Here is a 24,044-nt window from a genome sequence, read left to right as displayed (position 1 = left end):
AATGACTGCCACAGATAAAAATATACTTGAAGCATATTCAAATTTATTTCAAGGCTTAAGCTATTTAAATAAAATTGAATTGATTGAAAGGCTTACTAAATCCCTAAAAACAGTTGGCACAAAATCAAAAGAAAATAACTTTTATAAAAGTTTTGGTGCTTTTGCATCTGAAAAATCTGCTGAAGAGATAGTTTCTGAAATTAAGGAAAACAGAAAATTCAGTAATGGAAGACTGGACAATTAAAGGACTCAAGGTTTTTGGATTTAAAGGTTTTGTAAAAATATCAGATTTAATAAAAGATTACACACAGATACCAAATGAAAGAGGTGTATATCTTGTTTTGAAGTCAGAAGCTATTGTGTCATTTTTAGTAAGAGGCAGCGGTGGATATTTTAAGCATGAAGACCCAAATGTTAGTGTCGAAATATTGCTTCAGAAGTGGATTGAAACATCATCTGTTATATATATAGGCCAAGCCGGAGGGATTAGGAAGGAAAAATGGAGTGATTCTACGCTAAGAAAGAGGTTAAAAACATACATCAATTTTGGACAAAGCAAGGCTGTGGCGCATAAAGGAGGACGATATATTTGGCAAATAGCGAATAATCAAAACTTAATAATTTGTTGGAAAGTACTTCCAGATAAAATTTCTGATCCATCAAAAGTTGAAAGTGATCTCATAAAAAAATTTAAAGCATTACATAATCAGTATCCATTTGCAAATTTGAAAGGTTAATTTCATTCATAAGATAGTCTTTTATGAAATCTGTTACCTTTGCTTTTTACTCCCATTACCATGTTCGAAACCCGTAAAAGCACGCTGTTCCTTATACTTGCCGGAATTTTTATTACTAACGCCGTCGTTGCCGAACTTACCGGTGGCAAGCTTATATACATAGGCCCCTATATTATGAGTATCAGTGTTTTGTTATGGCCGGTGGTTTTTATTACTACTGATCTTATAAACGAATACTTTGGCCAAAAAGGAGTACATAAACTTTCGTTCATAACCGCGGGCTTAATAACGTATTGTTTTGTAATACTATATTTGGCACTGCAAATACCTGCTGTTAAGGGTAAGGGCTTTGTAACCGACGGGCAGTTTAACGCCGTGTTTGGGCAAAGCCTCTGGATAATTATAGGCAGTATTGTTGCCTTTATAGCATCTCAGGCTATAGATGTTACCATATTTCATTTTTTGCGCAACAAGACCGGGGCAAAAATGATATGGCTGCGCAGTACAGGGTCTACGGTAATTTCTCAGTTTTTTGATACATTTATTGTTTGGGGCATCGCATTTTATGCCACCGGAAAGATAGATTTTAATACCTATATCGCATCTGCCTTGGTAAGTTATGGTGTTAAGCTTGTTATTGCCATCGTTATGACACCTGTTATTTACCTTGGCCACGGCCTTATAGAAAAATACATACACGAAAAATAAGCGTTTGCTGAAACATTACATCTCTTTCCTGCATTAGTATGTAAAGGGTATAGCATAGTGTTTTTCGAGAATAAAAACAGTTTATTACGCGGTTGTATACCCAAAAGAAAGCTTATATTTGGAATATACACCATTCAATATGCGTATTTTAAAAATTTCGGCATTACTGTTTTTCGTTACGTTTACATCACTTTTTTCGCAGGAAAAAAAATATCAGGGCCTGCTGTGGGAGGTTTCGGGCAATGGCCTTAAAAAAAGCTCTTACCTGTATGGTTCTATGCATGTAAGCGATAAGGTTTCGTATCATTTATCTGATGCATTTTTTACGCGCCTCCTTGCTGCAGATATTGTGGCCAATGAGAGCGAACCCAGCACCTGGATAGATCTTATGGGTGTTATGGGCAGCAGGAACTCTTACAGAAATAGTAATAAGCTGTACGCGCGGTTTTATATGGAACCGGCTGCCAAAGAAAATTTATACCCGCTGTTCCGCACCGGTAATTTTACCATAAACAACCTGCTTTTCCGTACAGATGAAACCCAAAAGGAGTATCAGGAGGAAACGTATCTGGATATGTTCATTTACCGTACCGGCCGCAAATACCAAAAAAAGACCGTTGGGCTGGAAGACACAAAAACATCCCTGCTTAATGTTATGAATATAGATTACAGGGCCATGAAACCGCGTGAGGAAAACATAGCAGCCCTGCAAAAAATAATTAAAAACACCAGCTATCAGGAGGCGTTAATGAACTATTACCGCGATAAGGACCTTGATATGCTCGATTCGCTTACCTCGCTGGCATCATCCGGAACGTACCTTAAAACATTGTTGTATGACCGTAATGTGGTAATGGTACACTCTATAGATTCGCTTGTTAAAACAGGCAGTCTTTTTGCTGCAGTGGGTGCGGCCCACCTACCGGGTAAAAACGGTATTATAGAAATGCTTCGTGCTAAAGGCTATAACGTACAGCCTGTAAAAGACAGTTATACTAATGCCGGCAAAGCTAAAAAAGAAATGATAGAGGCATTTTTTATAAAACCCGGATTTACCAAATATACTACCGCAGACGGGGTGATATCGCTGCCGCTGTTTAGTAATGCAGTTATAGAAAACCAGCAAAATATACAGTCGCCAGACCTTGCCAATGGTGGATATATTAATGTGAAAAGACTATTGCTAAAAGACTTCCTTAATAAAAACAACAGGGCGTTTGACCATCGGACACTCGACAGCCTTTTTTATGAGAACATTCCGGGCAAGATTACAGATAAAAAGCAATATGCACAGGATGGCTATTATGTATACGATATTAAAAATATAACCAAAACAGGTAACCTGCAGCGTTACCGTTATTACGTTTCTCCGCTGGAGGTTATTGCGGTAAGCATGGCGGGTGAAAAAAACTACGTAAGTCGTTTTGAGAATGAGGTGTTTAATAACATCAGTGTAAAACCGGTAACAACGGCATATAATACATTTTTACCAGCCAAAGGCGGATTTAATGTGCAAATGCCGGCATACCGGGTTGTATATGGCGAAGACAAAAAAGCTAAAACTGTTCAGGATGCCGCAGTTTACGCCTACGATCCCGCAGGTAAATCGGCTTATTTTGTGTTAGAGAATACGCTTACCGAAAATGAAAACCTGGAGGATACTAATTTTGAAATGAAACGTATTCAGTACGAGTTTTATAAACAGCTTGATATCGATTCTACGCAAACAAAACTATTGTCTAATCCGGCAGCATTTACATCTGAATCAAAAATAGGCAGTAAAAAAATACAACTAAAATCGGTTATTAAAGGGGTTAAATATTACCTGTTAGGTACAGTTGGAGCCACTGATAGTGATGCCAATAAATTCTTTGCATCATTTACTTTTGCACCTGCTAATGAGAATACCGAATACCGCACTTTTACAGATACTGTTGCGCATTACAGCATTGCTATACCTAAAGCGGCTAATGAAAAACTGGATTTTGAAAGAAATAATGAGTTTTCGGAGCGATTTTATGATGATGAAGAAAAAGTAAATAATTTTAAAGATACTTATGGTACACGACAGTTTACTTTACCATCGGGCCAACAGGCAGATGTGTTTCACCACAATTATCACAGGTACCATTCTATAGTGAGTGTCGATTCGTTATGGAACGATTTTAAAAAGTACATAACCGAAGAAGACGATTCTGATGCCGGTCATAGTTATAGTGATGATGCTGTTACAACAGTAGTAGACGCTGATGATTACGAAGATAATTCAGGATCGGGCTCTTTGTTGTGGGACAAATTACTTAATAAAAAATCGCGAAAAATAAAGATTGTTAACGAAAAGAAGGGCAATGATAACGGCATAGAAAGTTATGAGGGTATGGCTGTTGCCGATAATAGTATACAGGCTATAAAATTTAAGGCAATGTATAAGGACGGTATAAGTTATATGGTAAGTACCCTTGTAGATAAAGATTATAAGGGTGAAAGCCCTGCCATTGAGAAACTCTTTACTTCTTTTAAAATACAGGATAACCCAAAAGCTGTTAGGCTGCCAGATAATCGCCTGCAGTTGTTTATAGAGGATGCCCGTAGCGAGCACGACAGTATTCGCTATAGCGCGCTGCAATCTATACACCAGCTTAAAATAACCAAGAATGACCGCATTGCTTTACAGGATTTTATAAGCAGTTTTGATTTTACTGCCGAAGAAACGAATGCACTTACCGATTTATACACTAAGCTTGGCGGACTTAAAGATCCTGCTGTAATACCTTTTTTTGAGCAGCAGTACAAGCGCGAGGGCAGCAATACCATAATACAGTTTGCGGTGCTTGAAGCCCTCACCACTTTTAAGAGCGATGCGGCGTATAAAAAGATTAAAGAACTGTTGGAATATGACCTGCCGGTGTCTGACAGCAACTATGAAGTAGCCGGTCTTTTCAGGGATTTTGGGTTAGATACAGAGCACAGCGCATTATTGTTCCCGGATATATTGCAGTACTATAGCGTACCGGAGTATCATGAGCCTATTGTAGATTTTACTGCAAGGCTTTTAGAAAAAGATGCCATTAAGCCTAATAAGCTTAAGAGTTATAAAAAAATGCTGCTTACCAATACCCGCCTTGAGATTAAGCGCACTAAAAGCCGCAAGGCAAATGCCGAAACAGGGCAGGAAGATTACACACGCTCCCGTATGTATGGCAACGAATACCTTATAAACTACATGGAGCTTTTATATCCGTTTAAAAGTGACAGGGAAGTAGCTAAGGTGTTTGAAACAATAAAAGCGTTAGACCAGGCTGATACCAATCTTGAGTTAGCAACACTGGATATAAAGAGAGGCAGTGCCAATGATGAAGAGATTAAAAAGCTTTTGGCTGACCCTAAAACTTTGTTTAACATACAAAAGCTTCTTACAGAGATAAACGAAACAGGAATACTCAAAGATGTAACTGATGAGCAACTGGCTACATCGGCGCTTATAACGGTTACTAATATTGATGCAAAAAAAGAAATGGTTACTTTTTTAGAAAAGCGCACGGCGCAACTACATGGCAACACTGTAAGCTTTTACTTTTATAAGATTGTAAGAAAAAGCGAAGGTAACTATGACAGCTTTAACCGCGAAAGGCTGGCTGCTATGGCATTTATAAATAAAGGAGACAGAATTATGCCGGCAGCTTATAAAAGTGTAGGCAACAGGTGGCTCCTTGGAAATGAAAATATTGAGAAATATAAAAATGAAATGATAGATGCCACGGTTAATGCCGGCAACTACAGGGCAACCTTTGGTAAAGGTAGCGACGATTATGAAGAGGGTTTGCCGGACATTGATTAGGTATAGATTTACATGATTCCCGAAATTATTAAGCAATAAAAAACCCCGTAACCTAAAAGGTACGGGGTTTTCTTATATATGTGTTTGCGTTTACTTATGCAAGAGCAACCCTTTTAAAACCTGTAACAGTTAAAGCAGAATCTACTGATTTTATGTACTCGCTTACGCTAAGTTTACCATCTTTAATATAATCCTGGTTAACAAGAGTATTGTCTTTAAAGAAACGGCCTAATTTACCTTTAGCAATATTATCAAGCATAGCCTCTGGTTTGCCTTCCTGACGAAGTAAATCTTTAGCGATCTCGATTTCTTTTTCGATAACTGCAGAGTCTACACCTTCCTCGTTAAGAGCAATAGGAGCCATTGCAGCAGCCTGCATAGCAACGTTACGTGCAGCTTCTTCAGCACCTTCTACGTTAGCAGAAAGAGCTACAAGAGTAGCTATCCTGTTACCGGCGTGAATGTAAGAACCTACAAAAGCACCTTCAAGTCTTTCAAAAGCGCCAATCTCGATTTTTTCACCAATAACACCCGTCTGCTCAATAAGTTTCTCTTCTACAGTGATGCCGTTGTAATCAGCAGCAAGAAGTTCTTCTTTAGTTTTGTAGTTAAGGGCAAGGTTAGCGATATCTGTAGCAAGTTTAACGTAAGATTCGTTTTTAGCAACAAAGTCAGTCTCACAGTTAACAGAGATTACAACACCTTCTGTTTTGTCAGCGTTAACAACAGCAAGAACCGCACCTTCAGATGATTCACGGTCAGCTCTGTTAGCAGCTACTTTTTGTCCTTTTTTACGTAGGTTTTCAATAGCTTTGTCAAAATCGCCTTCGGCTTCAACAAGCGCTTTTTTGCAATCCATCATACCGGCACCGGTAATGGTTCTTAGTTTATTTACGTCTGCAGCAGTAATATTTGCCATCTTAAGTTGTTTTTATATAGTTTGTAAAAAAAAGTAAAGCCGTTATGTAGATAATGCCACAAAAGTAAACATCACCCGGCACAACGGCTTTAATGTAATGTTATCTTTATTCTTCAGTAGCCGGAGCCTCTGTAGCAGCCGGAGCTTCTACAGCTGCAACTGGAGCGGCAGGAGTTGCTTCTACAGCATCTTCTTCGCCAGCTGGCTGGTCCTGAAAGTCATCTTTGTCAGATTTCCTGTCAGCAAGGCCATCAATAACGGCACCTGTAACTAAAGATAAAATTTTGTCTATTGATTTAGAAGCATCATCATTTGCAGGTATTACATAATCCACCTCTCTTGGGTCAGAGTTTGTATCTACCATTGCGAAAACCGGAATGTTTAATTTTTGAGCTTCTTTTACTGCGATGTGTTCTGCCTTGATATCTACGATGAATAACGCAGCCGGAAGCCTTGTCATGTCAGCAATAGAACCAAGGTTTTTTTCAAGCTTAGCACGAAGACGATCTACCTGAAGACGCTCTTTCTTAGAAAGTGTCATAAATGTACCGTCTTTCTTCATTTTATCAATAGAAGCCATTTTTTTAACGGCTTTACGGATAGTAACGAAGTTAGTAAGCATACCACCAGGCCACCTTTCGGTAATGTATGGCATATTAGCTGCCGCTGCTTTTTCTGCAACGATATCTTTTGCTTGTTTTTTAGTAGCAACAAATAGTATTTTCCTGCCTGAAGCAGCAATTTTTTTAAGGGCTTCGTTAGCCTCTTCTATTTTAGCTGCAGTTTTATACAGGTTGATAATGTGTATACCATTACGCTCCATGTATATGTAAGGGGCCATGTTTGGGTCCCATTTTCTGGTCATGTGTCCAAAGTGTACACCTGCTTCCAGTAAGTCTTTAACTTCTACTTTATTTGCCATCTTTGTAATAGTTTACGTTCTGTTGAGTAAGATCAATGTTTAGGTGGCGCACAGTGGCTGGCCCTAACCATTTAGATGCTAAACTAACCCCACGCCTCGGCGGGGCAACAACAACTTGGTTTTTTAATTGTAATAATAATAAATCCGTCGCATAGCTCAGGACAATCGAAATATTAACGTTTAGAGAACTGGAATCTCTTACGGGCTTTTTTCTGGCCAAATTTCTTACGTTCTACCATACGTGGATCCCTTGTTAGTAATCCTTCTGGTTTAAGGATGCCTCTGTTTTCAGCATCAACTTCGCACATAGCACGTGCAATAGCCATTCTCACAGCTTCTGCCTGTCCTGTAATACCCCCACCGTAAACATTAACTTTAACGTCAAAATTTTCAACGTTGCTTGTCATGCTAAGTGGTTGCCTTACTTTGTACTGTAAAGTTGCAGTAGGAAAATAAACTGCAATGTCTTTTTTGTTAACCGTAATAACACCAGAACCTTCGCTCAGGTAAATACGGGCAACAGCAGTTTTTCTCCTGCCAATTTTGTGGATAGTTGCCATCTTACTTTAAGTCGTTTAAGTTAACGGTTTTAGGAGCCTGTGCATCATGTTTGTGCTCAGATCCTACATATACATTTAAATTGCGGAAAAGTTGCGCGCCTAATTTGTTTTTAGGTAGCATACCTTTTACGGCTTTCTCTACTAAGATTGCAGGGTTTTTTGCCTGTAATACTTTAGCAGTAAGAGTCCTTTGTCCTCCTGGGTAACCTGTGTGGCGAATGTACGTTTTGTCATCCAGTTTGTTACCTGTTAGGTTAATCTTTTCTGCGTTGATAACAACAACGTTATCTCCACAGTCAACGTGCGGGGTATAATTTGTTTTGTATTTACCTCTTAAAAGCATCGCAACTTTAGAAGCAAAACGGCCCAGATTATGACCTTCAGCATCAACAACAACCCACTCTTTGCGAGCAGTGGCTTTGTTAGCCGAAACTGTTTTGTAGCTTAATGTGTTCACAATAAATAATTTTAATTAAACATTCCATCCCCAATAAAGGGGATGCAAAAGTACAATTATTTATTAGAAATTCAAATAACTATAAAAATTATTCTTAACAGGGTAATTTTTTGTAGTGCAGTGGGGTAAAAATAGTTATAAATTGCCGGTAACGCAACGGTTTTATGCAACGAAGTAATGTTTTGCGTCTTTATATATTATAAAAGAGTCGCAAAGCACACGATCCTGCCAATCCAAAATAAAATAATACCTTTGATTTTGTAACTCCTAATATATACTTATGCGCACCATACATAAATTGTCGCTAATAGCGCTATCTGCAGCTTTTATAACAAGCTGTACAAAAAAAGAAACAACATTTAGCGATCCGCTGGCAACAAACCGCGATACAACCGTTAACCCATCTGATGATTTTTTCCTGTATGCTAATGGCGGCTGGTTTAAAAAGAACCCGATACCCGATAGCGAGCGCAGTAATGGGATATTCCGCACCATTCAGGATACTATAAATGCCCAGGTAAAAAGCATCTGCGAAAACGCTGCGAAAGACAGTAAAGCCCCAAAAGGCAGTAACCAACAAAAAATAGGCAGCTTCTATGCGTCCGGCATGGATACCATCGCTATTGAGAAAGCCGGGCTTACACCACTTGCCGACCCTCTAAAGCGTATAGATGCTATAACCGATGCATCTTCGTTAATGACAACCATAGGTTACCTGCATACGCTGGGCGCTAACCCCTCATTTGCATTTGGTGTAAATCAGGATGATAAAATAAGTACTAAGTATGCGCTCATTTTTTATCAGGGTGGTTTAGGTATGGGTAACCGCGATTACTATTTTAATACCGATAAGGAAACAGTTACAATTCGCACAGAATATTTAAAGTACATAGAGGAGCTGGCTAAACTTAGCGGAAGCGCTACCGCCTCGCAAGATGCTGCTGCCATAATGCAACTGGAAACAGGCCTTGCAAAAGCATCGCGTAAGCTTGAAGCACTGCGCGACCCCATTAAAAATTACAACAAAATGAGTGTGGCACAGTTTAGTGTTGCTACTCCTAATATTAACTGGGTGCAGGTATTGCCATCGTTAGGTATTGCTAAGGCAGATACCTTAATAGTTGGTCAGCCCGAATTTTTTGCTGCTTTAAATGATATGGTTAAGAGTTATCCCATAGAAAGCTGGAAAAAATATTTAAAGTTTAATCTTATAAATACCAATGCTTCTTACCTTAATAAAAGCATTGGTGACCAAAATTTCCACTTTTATGCTACGGTTATGAGCGGTGTTGCTAAACAAAAGCCGCGCTGGAAAAAAGTTGTGGAGCAAACTAACGGCTCTCTTGGCGAGCTCATAGGTGAGGTGTATGTTAAGGATTATTTGCCTAAAGGTTCTAAAGAGAAACTAATAGAAATAGGCAAAAACATTAATGCTGTTTATGCAGACCATATTAAAAAACTGGACTGGATGAGCGAGGCTACCAAGAAAAAAGCCCTGCTTAAGCTGAGTAAGATTATTATGAAGGTGGGTTATCCTGACAAGTGGAAAGACATGAGCAGCGTAAGCATAGGCTCTTCATATTGTGCTAATGTATTAGAAGTAGATAAATGGAAGTACAACTACATGGTATCTAAATTTGGTAAGCCTGTAGACCGTACAGAGTGGAGCATGACGCCGCAAACCTATAACGCTTATTACAACCCAAGTAATAACGAGATCGTAGTGCCTGCCTGCAACATCCTTGTTCCCGGGTTTGAAGGCCGCCTGCCGGATGATGCTATTTTGTATGGCATAATAGGAGGGTCTGTTTTTGGGCATGAGATTACCCACGGGTTCGACGACCAGGGCAGCCAGTATGACGAAAACGGTAACCTTAATAACTGGTGGACTGCCGAAGACCTTACTAAATTTACAGAGAAAACAAAACGTATAGTGGCGCAGTTTAACTCGTTTGAAGCCTTGCCCGGTAAATTTGTAAACGGCGATGCCACGCAGGGAGAAAACATTGCCGATTTAGGCGGTGTGGTTATGGGGCTGGAAGCATTTAAAAAGACGGAGCAATATAAATCAGGAGAAAAGATAAGTGGACTTACACCATTGCAGCGTTACTTTTTAGGATATGCTTATGCCTGGATGGTTAATATTAAAAACGAATCGCTGGCACAGCAAATAATGACCGATGTGCATGCGCCGGCAAAATACCGCATTAACGGGCCTGTGGCTAACATGCCTGAATTTTATAATGCCTTTAATGTTAAGCCCGGTAACAAAATGTATCAGCCTGATAGCTTACGGGTTGTTATATGGTAAAGGTGTTATCTTTAATAGTGTATAAAAAAAGGGGTTTTAAAACCCCTTTTTTTATACACTATTAATTGAACTCATCTTGACTTTTTTCAATTGGCTGCAAAATGATCTTTTCGCTCCATATTTTACCTGTTTTATTATTCCGTAGCACTGCTATGCACTGCAAAAAAGCCAAAATCTGAAACAAAAATCTCTGTTTTTCGCTTCAATCAAAAAAGTCAAGACGGGTTCATTAAAAAAGGAGCGTATAAAACGCTCCTTAGTAAAAATATATTGTAAAATGTAAATTACATCATACCCGGCATACCGCCGCCCATTGGCATACCGCCGCCGGCATTGTCTTCTTTAATTTCTATAAGTGCACATTCTGTAGTTAATATCATACCTGCTACAGATGCTGCATTCTCTAAAGCTACACGGGTAACTTTTTTAGGGTCTATAATACCTGCAGCAAGCATATCTACATACTCGTCTGTTTTAGCATTGTAACCAAAATCGCCAGTACCTTCAGCAACTTTTGCAACTACTACAGATCCTTCAAGGCCTGCATTCTCTACGATCGTCCTTAATGGAGACTCTACAGCACGTGATATTATCTGGATACCTGTAGCCTCATCTGCATTTTCTGGTGTAAGGGCTGCAAGAGCACCTTTAGCCCTAAGTAGTGCGACACCACCACCTGCAACAATACCTTCTTCTACAGCAGCCCTTGTAGCGTGCAATGCATCATCTACGCGGTCTTTTTTCTCTTTCATTTCAACTTCAGATGCAGCACCTACATAAAGAACGGCAACGCCACCTGCAAGTTTAGCAAGGCGCTCCTGTAATTTTTCTTTATCATAGTCAGATGTTGTAGTTTCCATCTGTGCTTTAATCTGGCTGATGCGTATTTTTATAGCTTCAGGATCGCCTGCGCCGTTTACAAGAGTAGTGTTGTCTTTATCTATCACAACTTTCTCGCACGTACCAAGCATATCAAGCGTAGTGTTTTCAAGTGTGTAACCTCTTTCTTCAGCAATTACAGTACCACCTGTAAGGATAGCAATATCTTCAAGAAGTGCTTTTCTCCTGTCGCCAAAGCCTGGAGCTTTAACAGCAGCAATTTTAAGGGCACCCCTTAATTTGTTTACCACAAGAGTAGCAAGGGCTTCGCCATCCACATCTTCGGCAATAATAAGTAATGGTTTTCCAGACTGTGCAACCGGTTCAAGAACAGGAAGCAGGTCTTTCATAGACGATACTTTTTTGTCGTATAACAAAATGTAAGGCCTCTCAAGTTCGGCCTCCATTTTTTCAGAGTTTGTAACAAAGTAAGCAGATAGGTAACCGCGGTCAAACTGCATACCCTCTACAACATCTACATAAGTATCTGTTCCTTTAGCTTCTTCTACAGTAATAACACCTTCTTTACCTACTTTGCCAAAAGCAGTAGCGATAAGTTCGCCAATAGTTTCGTCGTTATTAGCAGATATAGATGCTATTTGTTTTATTTTTTCGCTGTCAGATCCTACAACTTTTGCTTGTTTAGAAAGGTCGGCAACAATAGCCTCAACAGCTTTGTCTATACCGCGCTTAAGGTCCATAGGGTTAGCACCTGCAGCAACGTTTTTAAGGCCTTCTTTTACAATAGCCTGTGCAAGCACGGTAGCTGTTGTAGTACCGTCTCCGGCAAGGTCGTTGGTTTTAGAGGCTACTTCTTTAACCATTTGTGCACCCATGTTTTCAAGAGTGTCTTTAAGCTCAATTTCTTTAGCTACAGATACACCGTCTTTAGTAACGGTAGGGCCGCCAAAAGATTTGCTGATGATTACATTACGGCCTTTAGGGCCAAGGGTTACTTTTACTGCATTTGCCAATGCATCTACACCGCGTTTTAGGCCGTCGCGTGCTTCAATATCAAATTTTATCTCTTTTGCCATGATAATGGTATATTTTTTTTAACTATTAAACTGATTAGATTACTGCAAAAATTTCTTCCTCTTTCATGATAAGGTAATCCTTACCTTCAAATTTTAATTCGGTACCTGCATATTTGCCATACAATACAGTATCGCCCACCTTTACAGTCATATCATAGTCTTTATTACCGTTACCTACGGCTACCACAATACCTTTTTGAGGTTTTTCTTTAGCAGTGTCAGGAATAAAAATTCCGGAAGCAGTCTGGGTTTCTGCAGCAACCGGCTCTATTAGAACGCGGTCTGAAAGCGGTTTAATGTTTAAAGCCATATTTTTTAATTTTATGTTTGTTATTTTAAGTGACGCTTATTTTTGGTCGAAAATTATGCCATTTTACAAATATGACAATTTAAGCGCATAAAAAATGCCAGCTACTGACAGGCTGGCATTTTTACTATTTTATTTTAAGAGAGTCTTAACTATTGTGCAGGTACAGCTGGCGTAGCAGGAGCCGGAGTTACCGGTTGTGCGGCAGGAGCAGCTGGTGTTGTAGCAGCACCGTTAGCAGGAGCAGCCTGTTTTGCAGGTACTGCAGAATCATCTGTTAAAGAATCTTCTCCAGAGTAGCTTGTAGAAAAGCTTAAGCTTGAAAATAATATAAGGGCTACTAATATTGTTGCAAGTGTCCACGTACTTTTATCAAGAAAATCGGTTGTTTTTTGTACACCACCCATAACCTGTGGGCCACCTATTGCAGATGAAAGGCCGCCTCCTTTAGGGTTTTGCACCATGATTACCACAACCAGTAAAAAGCTAACGATTGTTATAAGTACCAAAAAAATCGTAAAATTGATCATTGTTCTTTAATTATTATTTTGTTGTAAATTCTTTATTTCTAAAATACGGTCTGCAAAGAAAGTAATTTTTTCCGGATATTTCAAAATTAAAATTTCATAAGCCTGTATTGCTTTTGTATATTTTTTTTGTTCCAGGTATACCCTTGCCAGAGTTTCGGTCATAAGGCCGGGGCTTTCAGTCGTTGTTTTGCCTGTGTTTGCTGGTGTTGGAGAGTCTTTTTTAACCGGAGCTATCTTTGGGTTTGCCTCAATAAATTTATCTATAAGACTGTATTTTTTGTCGAGCTCTTCGTTTATAACAGGGGCGGCAACAGGTATATCACGCTCAATGGGAGCAAGTTTAGATAGCTGAAGCCATTCGGCAAATGAGTGGGTTTCACTTTCTTTAAATTCTAAGGGGCTGCCTATCTGTAATGTCCCTGTAGTGTTTTCTTCAACCGGTTCGTTGGTTATTTCAATTTCAGAGGTTTCAGTAGCTGCCGGTTCAATAGTTTCCGGCTCATTTATAACTTCATTTGCTGTTTCGTTTATAGCAGGAGCAGCAATTTCGGTATCAGCTTCCTTAATTATAAACTTAATAGATTCTTCAAGTTTATCTACAGGAGCGGCAGGGGGAGCAATAACATGGCTGGCTGTCACCACAATGTCAGACACTGCTTTTTCGCGTTCTTCCAGCAATGCCTTATCAATACTCCTGAAATCTTCCGAAATTATAAAGTCAAACAGTACCGATCTGTCGGTGGTGTATGCAGCCGTTTTTTTAAGTTCAGTATTGTACCTAAAGCTATCGCGGTTATACAGCCCTTTTAAATAAATAGCACGGGCACTTTGCAGGTACGGAAATTCCGTGAGGATGCTTTCCAGGTCCGTAGTCTGCCTTTCATTTATAGAATAAGGCTTGTTAAGCAGGTATGTATAGTCTTTTGTGTTCAAATTTAGTTTTCAGTCCCAGTCCCAGTTTCCAGCCAGTGCAGCTACTGCTAAGTGTTACTGTATACTGCGACTTAAAATTACCATTTAGCCAATGAGGCGTTAAATATATCCTGTGTTATCCTTTCGAAAATTTCTTCGAGGGCTGCCGTTAGTGCAGATCCCGTAAGGAGTTCATCTCCGGGGTAATCGTAATAAAAGCTAAACGGCTTTTCAAAATTATCGTCTTCTTTATTTTTGTTTACAAACCTTACATTAACCGTTATAGTGAGCCTGTTTTGTGCAGCCAGCTGATTTGCCGTAGCTGTCATGGGTGTTATCCTAAACTGTGTTATCTCACCTTCATAAAGTAAATCGCCACCCTTATTGGTAAGGCTTAATTTAGTCTGGTTTTGTATTAAATCCTGCAATTTTCGGGTAAAGGTACGCTCTATGCCTGGTTCTACTACCTCTGCCTTATTTTGAAACATAGTAACCTGAAAGGTTTTTACATCATTGCTAATGATGCTTCCTGTAAAGGTATAATTACTACTACAACCTGCTAAGGTAAGTAGTAATATTATGGATTTTATTATTGATAATCTACGCATTTAAGTTTAGTTTCAGTCTCAATCTCAATCATAGTTTACAATCAATGCCGTTACTGTAAACTGCGACTTAATAAATTACCATTTAGCCAGCGAGGCATTAAATATATCCTGTGTTATCCTTTCGTAAATTTCTTCAAGGGCTGCCGTTAGTACAGGTCCTGTAAGGAGTTCATCTCCGGGGTAATCGTAGTAAAAGCTAAAAGGCTTTTCAAAATTATCGTCTTCTTTCTTTCTATTTACAAATCTTACGTTAACAGTTATGGTAAGCCTGTTTTGTGCAGCCAGCTGGTTTGCAGTAGCTGTCATGGGTGTTATCCTGAACTGGGTTATCTCGCCCTCATACAACAAATCGCCATTAGAGTTAGTAAGGCTAAGGTTAGTCTGGTTTTGTATAAGGTCCTGAAGCCTTAATGTAAAGGTACGCTCTATACCGGGCTCTACCACCTCGGCAGTATTCTGAAAATAATTAACCTGAAACGTCTCAGCATCAATTTTTCCGGTACCGGTAAAGTTGTAAACACTGCAACCGCTAAAGCTTATCAAAATTAGAAGTGCTGCAAATATGGTTATTGTCTTTTTCATTGTATGATTAAAGATCATATTGTTTTATTTTTCTATACAGCGTGCGCTCGCTTATACCCAGTTCGTCAGCGGCAGCTTTGCGTTTGCCTTTATTACGTTCCAGTGCTTTTTTTATAAGCTCTATTTCACGCTCGTCCAGCCTTAGTGTTTCTTCTTCTTCAACGGCTTCGGCAAAAAGGTAATTGTCGTCATCATCTTCCTCTTCGTCATGGTGCTGCTCTACAACGGCAGGCTCCGGCCGAACGGTTTTTTGAGGGGCATACACCTCTGTACGGGGTAGTTCTTCAAACTCACGGTGGTTTTCTTCCTGTCCGTATATGCGCTTTATAAGTCCCTGGTTAGTTTCCTGTACCTTGCTCGTGTTGCCATTTTGCATAAGCTCCATGGTAAGCTTTTTAAGGTCGTTAAGGTCGCTCTTCATGTCAAACAACACCTTATATAATATCTCCCTCTCTGTGCTAAAATCGCTTTCGGGCTTTTTGTCGCGCACTACGGCCGGCAGGTTGCTGCCTTCCTGCGGCAGGTATCCGGTTAATGTCCCCAACGATATGTTCCTGTTTGTCTCTAAAACAGAAATTTGCTCGGCAACATTCCGCAGCTGGCGTATGTTTCCGCCCCAACGGTATTTTTGCAACAGTGCCACGGCATCATCATCAAGCTTTATAGGGGGCATTTTGTATTTCTGTGCAAAGTCTGACGAGAATTTCCTGAACAGTAAGTGTATGTCGTCTTTGCGTTCGCGCAGGGCAGGCAATGTAATATCTACAGTGCTAAGGCGGTAATAAAGGTCTTCCCTAAATTTGCCTTTCTCTATAGCTTCAAACATATTAACGTTTGTAGCGGCTACAATGCGCACATTTGTTTTTTGTGTTTGCGAGGAGCCTACTTTTATAAACTCGCCGTTCTCTAAAACCCTAAGCAGCCTTACCTGTGTGGTAAGTGGCAGTTCGCCTACTTCATCCAGAAAGATAGTACCGCCATCGGCTACTTCAAAGTAACCCTCGCGGGTAGATGTAGCACCGGTAAACGATCCTTTTTCATGGCCAAAGAGTTCGCTGTCTATAGTACCCTCCGGTATGGCGCCACAGTTTACGGCAATGTATTTACCATGCTTGCGGTGGGAGAGGGCATGTATTATTTTAGGGATGCTTTCTTTACCCACGCCGCTTTCGCCGGTTACCAGTACAGATATATCTGTAGGAGCTACCTGTATGGCTTTCTCTATAGCGCGGTTTAGTTTGGGGTCGTTCCCTATAATCTCAAATCGTTGTTTTATGGCTTGTACGCTTTCCATTCTTTATATTTTGCCACGAATTACACAAATTTCGCAAATTTTGATTTTCATGCATTCCTTTATTTTATCGTATAACTCGTTTATGCTCAAGGGACCTGCTGAAATTAGCAATGATTCCAATTTGACCGTTTATAAGACGGATGTAATTTAACGTTTGAGCCACATGAACATCAATAATGCCTGTAACGGCTTTTACCTCCAGAATAATATTGTCATAAACCACAAAATCTGCATAGAATTTATGTGGTAAAATGATGTCCTTATATTCTATGAAATATTCTTTTTCACGTTCAAACGGAATATTGTTTTTTCGAAATTCATATTCCAGTGCATCCTTATAAACAATCTCCAAAAGCCCGCCGCCCAAATGGCGATGGACTTCCATGCAAATACCCACTATTTTATAATATTCGTCTTTCTGAATTAGATCCATCTAAAAATTAGTGAAATTCATGGCTACTTTTGTTACTACTTCTTTCATCTTTTCTCTCTAAATGAGAATGATAAAAATTAGTGAAATTAGTGCAATTCGTGGCAAAAAAAACATTTACTGCATTGCACTATATCCCACAGCTTCACCAATAAGTGTAGCCGATGTACAGTCGCTAACCAGTACATTTACAAAATCGCCGGGTTTATAATCTCCCTTAGGGAAAACCACGGTTGTGTTTTGCGAGTTGCGGCCGCTCCAGTGCGCATCTGATTTTTTAGACGGTTTTTCTATAAGCACTTCTACCACCTGGCCTACAAAACGGGCAGTACGCTCCATGCTTATTTCCTGTTGCAGGTCTACCACCTCCTGCAGGCGGCGTTTTTTAACTTCTTCGGGTACATCATCCTCCATTTTACGGGCAGCCAGTGTTCCCGGCCTTTCGCTGTAGGCAAACATATAACCAAAATCATATTTTACATACTCCATAAGAGTAAGTGTGTCTTTATGGTCTTCTTCGGTTTCTGTAGGGAAACCGCTTATCATATCCTGAGAGATGGCACAATCTGGTATAATAGCTTTTACCTTATCTATAAGTGCCATATACTCCTCGCGGGTATGCTGGCGGTTCATCTCTTTAAGTATACGGGTGCTGCCGCTTTGCACCGGCAGGTGAATGTAGTTGCACACGTTGTGGTATTTAGCAATAACATGCAGTACGCTCTCGTGCATATCCTGCGGGTTTGATGTACTAAAACGGAAACGCATTTTAGGGTACGCCTCTGCAACCATGCCCAGCAGCTGTGCAAAATCTGTAGCAGTAGCCTTTTGCATTTCAGATGCCTTAACGTAGTCTTTTTTAAGTCCGCCGCCATACCACAGGTAGCTGTCTACATTCTGGCCAAGCAGGGTAACTTCTTTAAATCCTTTGCTGTACAGGTCGGCAATTTCCTCCATAATACTTTGCGGCTCACGGCTTCGCTCGCGGCCACGGGTAAAGGGCACCACGCAAAAAGTACACATATTGTCGCACCCGCGGGTTATAGATACAAATGCGGTAACACCATTGCTGTTAAGGCGCACAGGAGATATATCGCCATACGTTTCATCTTTAGAGAGTATAACGTTTATGGCATCGCGGCCTTCTTCAACTTCTTTTAATAAATTAGGCAGGTCTTTATAGGCATCGGGGCCTATAACCATATCTACAATTTTTTCTTCTTCTAAAAACTGACTTTTCAACCTCTCGGCCATACAGCCCAGCACGCCCACCTTCATTCCGGGGTTTATGCGTTTTACGGCATTATATTTTTCCAGCCTTTTGCGCACAGTTTGCTCTGCCTTATCTCTAATAGAACAGGTATTAACCAGTACAAGGTCGGCTTCTTCAAGCAACTGCGTAGTGTTATACCCTTCGTTAGCAAGTATAGATGCTACCACCTCGCTGTCGGCAAAATTCATGGCACAGCCATAACTCTCTATAAACAGTTTTTTTGTGTTGCCTGTTTTTTGCTCTAAAACAAGGCTTTGTCCCTGTTTGTTTTCTTCAATTATCTTTTCCATACTACACTACTGCACATGCTTTTTTGAATGGGCAAAGATAACTATAAAAATAATACCCTGCCAAGTTGACAGCTAATCATTGTGTGGATTTTTTATGTTTACACCTATATATATAATAGGTGCAGATATGCTGTTTATCGATAAACTTTTGTAAAATATGCAGAAATAAGATTAAGGAAAAGTTGATATTTAAAAAAATCATATACTTTTGCGACCAAAGAAATGTATGATGGCAAAGAATTTAGTGATTGTTGAGTCGCCTGCAAAGGCAAAAACCATAGAAAAGTTTTTAGGGAAAGACTACCAGGTAGAGAGTAGCTATGGGCACATTGCCGACCTTCCGTCTAAAGAAATAGGGGTGGATGTGTTAAATGGCTTTAAACCTTCTTATGAAGTTTCGCCCGATAAAAAAGCTTTGGTTAAAAAACTCAGGGATCTTTCTAAAAATGCCGACATGGTTTGGTTAGCGAGCGATGAGGACCGCGAGGGTGAGGCAATTGCGTGGCACCTGGCGGAAGAATTAAAACTGGATAAAGCAAAGACCAAACGTATTGTTTTTCATGAAATTACTAAGACTGCTATATTAAAAGCCATAGATAACCCAAGGGATATTAATTATGACCTGGTAAATGCACAACAGGCACGCAGGGTTTTAGACAGGCTTGTGGGGTATGAACTATCGCCCGTGTTATGGAAAAAAGTAAAAAGCGGATTATCGGCAGGAAGGGTACAATCGGTGTCAGTACGTTTGATAGTAGAGCGCGAAAGAGAAATACAAAATTTTAAAGCCGAAGGTTCTTATAGTATTACTGCTGAGTTTACTAATGAGGCCGGTAAAACATTTAAGGCAAAACTGCCTAAAAACTTTGCCACTAAAGAGCAGGCACAGGAGTTTTTAAATAAAAACATTGGCTCAGCTTACAAAGTAGCCGACCTTGAAACCAAGCCGGCAAAAAAATCTCCGGCGGCACCCTTTACCACATCTACGCTACAACAGGAGGCAGCCCGCAAGCTGTACCTGCCGGTGGGTGTTACCATGATGCTGGCACAAAGGCTGTATGAAGCGGGGCTTATTACCTATATGAGAACCGATAGTGTAAACCTTTCGCAGGAAGCTATGCTGGCTGCCGAGGCTGAAATTACACGTTCTTATGGTAAAGAATTTAGCAAACCACGTACCTATAATACTAAGAGCAAAGGCGCACAGGAGGCTCACGAAGCCATTCGCCCTACAGATATGACACGCCACACGGTAGATATAGACCGTGACCAGGCAAGAGTATACGACCTTATATGGAAACGTACACTGGCTTCGCAAATGAGCGATGCCCAGCTGGAGCGTACCAATGTTAAGATTGAAGCAAACAACCATAAAGAAATTTTTACAGCAGCAGGCGAAGTGCTTATGTTTGAAGGTTTTCTTAAAGTATACCTTGAAGGGCATGACGATGATGAAGATGAGCAGGAAGGGATGTTGCCTGCATTGCGTGTAAACGAAAAGCTTATAAATAATTACATTACTGCTACAGAACGTTTTTCGAGGCCACCGGCACGTTATACAGAGGCTGCACTGGTTAAAAAGCTCGAAGAGCTGGGTATAGGCCGTCCGTCTACGTATGCGCCTACAATATCTACCATTATTAGCAGGAATTATGTAGAGAAAGGTAATTTTGAAGGGCAACAGCGTAAATATGCGCAGTTAACTTTAAAGAACAGCAACATTGCCGAACAGGTACTTGCCGAAAATGTAGGGTCTGATAAAGGGAAGCTTGTGCCTACAGATATTGGTACTATTGTAAACGATTTTCTTGTAAACCATTTTGATACCATCCTTGATTATAACTTTACCGCTAAGGTAGAGCATGATTTTGATGAAATAGCATCCGGTAACGAAGACTGGACTAAAATGATGGGTACTTTTTACGACCACTTTCACCCTAAGGTAAAAGATGTTGAGCAAAATGCCGAAAGGGAATCTGGCGAAAGGATATTAGGTACCGACCCTAAAACAGGGAAACCTGTAAGCGTACGCCTTGGTAAATTTGGCCCTATGGCGCAAATAGGCGAGCCGGACGACGAAAATAAAACATTTGCCAGCTTATTGCCGGAACAAAATATAGGTACCATTACTCTTGATGAGGTTTTAGGACTGTTTTTACTGCCTAAAAACCTGGGTACACACGATGGCGAAGAGGTAGAGGTTAATAATGGGCGCTTTGGCCCGTATGTGCGTTTTGGAAAATTATTCATATCATTGCCAAAGGGAGAAGATCCGCTTGATGTTACTTTAGCAAGGGCGCAGGAACTTATTGCAGAAAAGCAACAGGCAGATGCACCTATAGGTATTTACAAAAATGAACCTGTGCAAAAAGGGGTAGGGCGTTTTGGGCCGTTCATAAAGTGGAATGGTACATTTATAAATGTTAGCAAAAAATATAATTTTGATAACCTTTCTCAGGCCGACCTGGTTGAGCTTATAGAAACCAAGATGCAAAAAGACATAGATAAGGTTTTGCATAACTGGGAAGATGAGGGTATTAAGGTAGAGAAAGCCCGTTGGGGGAGGTCTGTGCTTACAAAAGGCAAGATAAAAATAGAGCTTAGTAAAGATTTTGACGCTGCAGGCTTAACGCTTGATAAGGCTAAGGCGATGATAGCCGAGAAAACACCGGTAAAGAAAACCCCGGTTAAAAAAACAGCCGCTAAGAAACCTGCGGCTGCAAAAAAAACAGTAGCAAAAAAGAAATAATAAATTATGGCTTTTGAATTTTTACAACCGTTAGACGAAAGTTTTGCCGAGTATGTAGATGCGCTTAACTCCCAAACACTGGGTAAAAAGGTGTTGTGCCATACTAAAGGAGATTTTCCCGATCTGGAAACGGCATCTATAGCTATAATTGGGGTTTTAGATAACAGGGGGCAACATGATAATAAGCCAAGCATACATCTTAACTACATTCGTAAAGAATTTTATGGCCTTTATCCGGGCAACTGGCATAAAACAATTGCCGATCTGGGTAATATTACTGCCGGAGAGTCGCTTCAGGATACCTATTATGCTTTAAAAAGTATAGTTGGAGAGCTTGTTAAAAGTAAAATTATACCGGTAATACTGGGTGGTGGCCACGACCTTGCTTATGCAATATACAGGGGCTACGACCGTTTAGAACAAATGGTTAACTATGTATCTATAGATAGCCGTTTCGACTTTGGTAAAGAGGACGAGGCTATATCATCGCGTTCATTTTTAACGCGAATGATTGTAGAAGAACCTCATAACCTTTTTAATTACAGTAATATAGGTTATCAAACATACTATAACGCGCAGGAAGAAATAGACCTGGTAGAGAAGTTATATTTTGATGCCTACCGCCTGGGCGAGGTGTGTAACGACATTACTATTGCTGAGCCCGTGTTTAGAGATGCCGATTTTGTGAGCATTGATATGACGGCTGTAAAATCCAGCGATTCAGGAAATATTGTTAAATTCGTGCCAAATGGTTTTGATGGAAAAGAAATTTGTACTTTAGCGCGCTACGCCGGGATAAGTGACAAGGTAAGTTCCTTTGGGATCTTTAACCATGACGATACCAGGCAGGAGTCAGTACTAATAGCGCAGGTGCTGTGGTATTTTATAGAAGGAGTACATTATCGTTCGCAGGAATACCCTTTTGGTAGCAGGGAGCATTATATTAAGTATATTGTGCCCATGGAAGATGAAGAGCTGGTGTTTTTTAAGAGCGACAGGACAGAAAGATGGTGGATAGAGGTGCCAAAGGGCTCTGTGGGAAATAATAAAGTAAAAAATACTACGTTATTACCATGTAGTTACAAAGATTACTTAAGTACCTGTAATAATGAGGTTCCTGAAAGATTATGGAAAGCGCAAAGAAAAAACATAATTTAACATTATCGCTACTAATTACGGTGCTTTAGCATTAAGTTATCAAATGTTTATGATTGGCTTAGGATTTTTGCTAAAAAAAATTGTTTTTTTCAAAATAAATAAATAGGTTTACGCCCTTAAAAATAGATTACATTAATAACCCAAATTTATGAAGAAGTTCATTGCATTAACAGCAACTTTATCATTACTAATCAGCTGTGGTTCGAGTGACCGCGGTGAGCTGGTAGGTGTTAGAGGAAAGAAGTGGAAGCCTGAAAAGCCTTATGGCATGACTTTAGTTCCCGGTGGCGCTTACATTATGGGTAAGTCTGACGATGACATGGCTAATGTTCAGGATGCTCCTACAAAGACAGTGACTGTTCGTTCTTTCTATATGGACGAAACAGAGATTACAAACAGTGAGTACAGGCAGTTTGTGGAGTGGGTTAAAGATTCTACTATCAGGACAAGGCTTGCTGTACTTGCAGACGAGCAGGGTCTTACACCCGGCAGTGGCGGTATAGGCGAGTATGCATTTAAAGATCAGGAAAAAGAAGAAAAGTCAGCTTATGATCAATATATGGAAGACAACTACTATAGTGTTAGTGACGATCCTTATGCAGGAAGAAAGATAAACCATAAAGCGAAACTTATCCAGGACCCGCAAAAATATCCGGATGAATTTTACGTTGAGGTAATGGACTCTATGTACCTTCCTGAATCTGAATCATACAACGGGCAAAGGACTGTAGATGTTTCTAAACTTCAGTTTGCCTTTAAATGGATGGATATCCAGGCGGCGGCAAAAGATAAATCTACCGGCAACAGCAGGGAGAAAAGAAGTAAATACCTTATATCTGAAAAAGTACAGGTATATCCTGATACAACAGTTTGGATAAAAGACTTTTCGTATTCTTACAACGAGCCTATGCATAACGATTACTTTTGGCACCAGGCATACGGTACTTATCCTGTGGTAGGTGTTAACTGGAAACAGGCAAAAGCGTTTTGTGCATGGAGAACATTGTACAAGCGTGCTTACCAAAAGGCTAAAAAACAAGAGTTTGCAAATGCATTCCGTTTACCTACAGAGGCAGAGTGGGAGTATGCTGCAAGAGGCGGTATACAATCAGGTACTTTCCCGTGGGGTGGTCCTTATGCTAAGAACGACAGGGGTTGTTTCCTTGCTAACTTTAAGCCGGACAGGGGAGATTATGCGGCAGACGGTGCTTTATATACAGTAGAGGCTGACTCTTTTGACCCTAATGATTTTAACCTATATAATATGGCAGGTAACGTTGCGGAGTGGACAGATTCTTCTTATGATGCCAACTCATACGAATATGTTTCTACAATGAACCCTAACGTATCTGACCAGAAAAACAAACGTAAAGTTATACGTGGCGGATCTTGGAAGGATGTTGCTTATTTCCTTCAAACAAGTACAAGGGATTGGGAGTATGCAGATTCTGCAAGGAGCTACATAGGTTTCAGGACCGTTCAGGATTACATGGGTACACAAAGTACAGGTAATCAATAAAATTTTAACCAACTCGAATTTTTT

General features: G+C 40.1%; 21 protein-coding genes. 8 read left to right on the top strand and 13 right to left on the bottom strand.

Annotated features, from left to right (window positions below; genetic code table 11):
- Nucleotide 1 precedes the first annotated feature (1 nt).
- From F565_RS0118705 to F565_RS0118690, 4 genes are all read left to right on the top strand, one after another.
- The gene (locus tag F565_RS0118705; RefSeq protein ID WP_035642598.1) at nucleotides 2–244 is read left to right on the top strand and encodes a hypothetical protein; all 243 of its coding nucleotides are present in this window, start codon (nucleotides 2–4) and stop codon (nucleotides 242–244) included.
- Nucleotides 225–737: a hypothetical protein gene (locus F565_RS0118700; protein ID WP_020214773.1), complete on the top strand. Its 513-nt coding sequence runs from the start codon at nucleotides 225–227 to the stop codon at nucleotides 735–737. The genes F565_RS0118705 and F565_RS0118700 overlap by 20 nt, the downstream gene beginning before the upstream one ends.
- Nucleotides 738–797: 60 nt before the next feature.
- Complete coding sequence (locus F565_RS0118695) at nucleotides 798–1,445, top strand: queuosine precursor transporter (RefSeq protein ID WP_020214772.1); 648 nt, start codon at nucleotides 798–800, stop codon at nucleotides 1,443–1,445.
- Between the two features lie 139 nt (nucleotides 1,446–1,584).
- A complete protein-coding gene (locus tag F565_RS0118690; protein ID WP_020214771.1) occupies nucleotides 1,585–5,283 on the top strand; it encodes a TraB/GumN family protein in 3,699 nt (1,232 codons plus the stop codon).
- A 94-nt stretch (nucleotides 5,284–5,377) separates the two neighbouring features.
- Here F565_RS0118690 and tsf read toward each other — a convergent pair whose 3' ends face one another.
- The 4 genes from tsf to rplM all read right to left on the bottom strand — a co-directional run bounded on the left by tsf (nucleotide 5,378) and on the right by rplM (nucleotide 8,141).
- Complete coding sequence (gene tsf / locus F565_RS0118685; protein WP_020214770.1) at nucleotides 5,378–6,202, bottom strand: translation elongation factor Ts; 825 nt, start codon at nucleotides 6,200–6,202, stop codon at nucleotides 5,378–5,380.
- 106 nt (nucleotides 6,203–6,308) lie between these two features.
- Nucleotides 6,309–7,124, bottom strand: coding sequence for a 30S ribosomal protein S2 (rpsB, locus tag F565_RS0118680; protein ID WP_020214769.1), 816 nt, complete (start codon nucleotides 7,122–7,124; stop codon nucleotides 6,309–6,311).
- 173 nt (nucleotides 7,125–7,297) lie between these two features.
- Nucleotides 7,298–7,684: a 30S ribosomal protein S9 gene (gene rpsI, locus F565_RS0118675; RefSeq protein ID WP_020214768.1), complete on the bottom strand. Its 387-nt coding sequence runs from the start codon at nucleotides 7,682–7,684 to the stop codon at nucleotides 7,298–7,300.
- 1 nt (nucleotide 7,685) lies between these two features.
- A complete protein-coding gene (gene rplM, locus F565_RS0118670) occupies nucleotides 7,686–8,141 on the bottom strand; it encodes a 50S ribosomal protein L13 (protein WP_020214767.1) in 456 nt (151 codons plus the stop codon).
- 280 nt (nucleotides 8,142–8,421) lie between these two features.
- Between rplM and F565_RS0118665 the strand changes: the two genes are divergently transcribed.
- Nucleotides 8,422–10,452, top strand: a complete 2,031-nt coding sequence (locus F565_RS0118665) for a M13 family metallopeptidase (protein WP_020214766.1) — start codon at nucleotides 8,422–8,424, stop codon at nucleotides 10,450–10,452.
- A gap of 284 nt (nucleotides 10,453–10,736) precedes the next feature.
- Here F565_RS0118665 and groL read toward each other — a convergent pair whose 3' ends face one another.
- The 9 genes from groL to miaB form a co-directional block, all read right to left on the bottom strand.
- On the bottom strand, nucleotides 10,737–12,368 hold the full coding sequence (groL, locus tag F565_RS0118660; protein WP_020214765.1) for a chaperonin GroEL: 1,632 nt from the start codon (nucleotides 12,366–12,368) through the stop codon (nucleotides 10,737–10,739).
- A gap of 34 nt (nucleotides 12,369–12,402) precedes the next feature.
- Nucleotides 12,403–12,678, bottom strand: coding sequence for a co-chaperone GroES (locus tag F565_RS0118655; protein WP_020214764.1), 276 nt, complete (start codon nucleotides 12,676–12,678; stop codon nucleotides 12,403–12,405).
- Nucleotides 12,679–12,827: 149 nt separating this feature from the next.
- Nucleotides 12,828–13,205: a preprotein translocase subunit SecG gene (gene secG / locus F565_RS0118650; protein WP_020214763.1), complete on the bottom strand. Its 378-nt coding sequence runs from the start codon at nucleotides 13,203–13,205 to the stop codon at nucleotides 12,828–12,830.
- Between the two features lie 6 nt (nucleotides 13,206–13,211).
- Nucleotides 13,212–14,138, bottom strand: a complete 927-nt coding sequence (locus tag F565_RS0118645) for a tetratricopeptide repeat protein (protein WP_020214762.1) — start codon at nucleotides 14,136–14,138, stop codon at nucleotides 13,212–13,214.
- Nucleotides 14,139–14,215: 77 nt separating this feature from the next.
- Nucleotides 14,216–14,725: an LptE family protein gene (locus F565_RS0118640; protein WP_026300175.1), complete on the bottom strand. Its 510-nt coding sequence runs from the start codon at nucleotides 14,723–14,725 to the stop codon at nucleotides 14,216–14,218.
- A gap of 75 nt (nucleotides 14,726–14,800) precedes the next feature.
- Nucleotides 14,801–15,307 carry an LptE family protein gene (locus tag F565_RS0118635; protein ID WP_020214760.1) on the bottom strand — a complete coding sequence of 169 codons (507 nt, stop codon included), beginning with the start codon at nucleotides 15,305–15,307 and terminating at the stop codon, nucleotides 14,801–14,803.
- A gap of 7 nt (nucleotides 15,308–15,314) precedes the next feature.
- Entirely contained in the window at nucleotides 15,315–16,601 is a 1,287-nt protein-coding gene (locus F565_RS0118630; RefSeq protein WP_020214759.1) for a sigma-54 interaction domain-containing protein, read from the bottom strand.
- 64 nt (nucleotides 16,602–16,665) lie between these two features.
- The gene (locus tag F565_RS0118625; protein WP_020214758.1) at nucleotides 16,666–17,034 is read right to left on the bottom strand and encodes a GxxExxY protein; all 369 of its coding nucleotides are present in this window, start codon (nucleotides 17,032–17,034) and stop codon (nucleotides 16,666–16,668) included.
- A gap of 114 nt (nucleotides 17,035–17,148) precedes the next feature.
- Nucleotides 17,149–18,594, bottom strand: coding sequence for a tRNA (N6-isopentenyl adenosine(37)-C2)-methylthiotransferase MiaB (miaB, locus tag F565_RS0118620; protein ID WP_020214757.1), 1,446 nt, complete (start codon nucleotides 18,592–18,594; stop codon nucleotides 17,149–17,151).
- A 229-nt stretch (nucleotides 18,595–18,823) separates the two neighbouring features.
- Between miaB and topA the strand changes: the two genes are divergently transcribed.
- The 3 genes from topA (at nucleotide 18,824) to porK (ending at nucleotide 24,020) form a co-directional block, all read left to right on the top strand.
- A complete protein-coding gene (topA, locus tag F565_RS0118615) occupies nucleotides 18,824–21,343 on the top strand; it encodes a type I DNA topoisomerase (RefSeq protein WP_020214756.1) in 2,520 nt (839 codons plus the stop codon).
- A gap of 6 nt (nucleotides 21,344–21,349) precedes the next feature.
- Nucleotides 21,350–22,501, top strand: coding sequence for a formimidoylglutamase (locus tag F565_RS0118610; RefSeq protein ID WP_020214755.1), 1,152 nt, complete (start codon nucleotides 21,350–21,352; stop codon nucleotides 22,499–22,501).
- Nucleotides 22,502–22,649: 148 nt separating this feature from the next.
- Nucleotides 22,650–24,020: a T9SS ring complex lipoprotein PorK/GldK gene (gene porK, locus F565_RS0118605; protein WP_020214754.1), complete on the top strand. Its 1,371-nt coding sequence runs from the start codon at nucleotides 22,650–22,652 to the stop codon at nucleotides 24,018–24,020.
- Nucleotides 24,021–24,044 lie beyond the last annotated feature (24 nt).

The sequence above is a fragment of the Flavobacterium rivuli WB 3.3-2 = DSM 21788 genome, assembly GCF_000378485.1.
GTDB lineage: Bacteria > Bacteroidota > Bacteroidia > Flavobacteriales > Flavobacteriaceae > Flavobacterium > Flavobacterium rivuli.
This window is presented reverse-complemented; position numbering and strand designations above follow the sequence as displayed.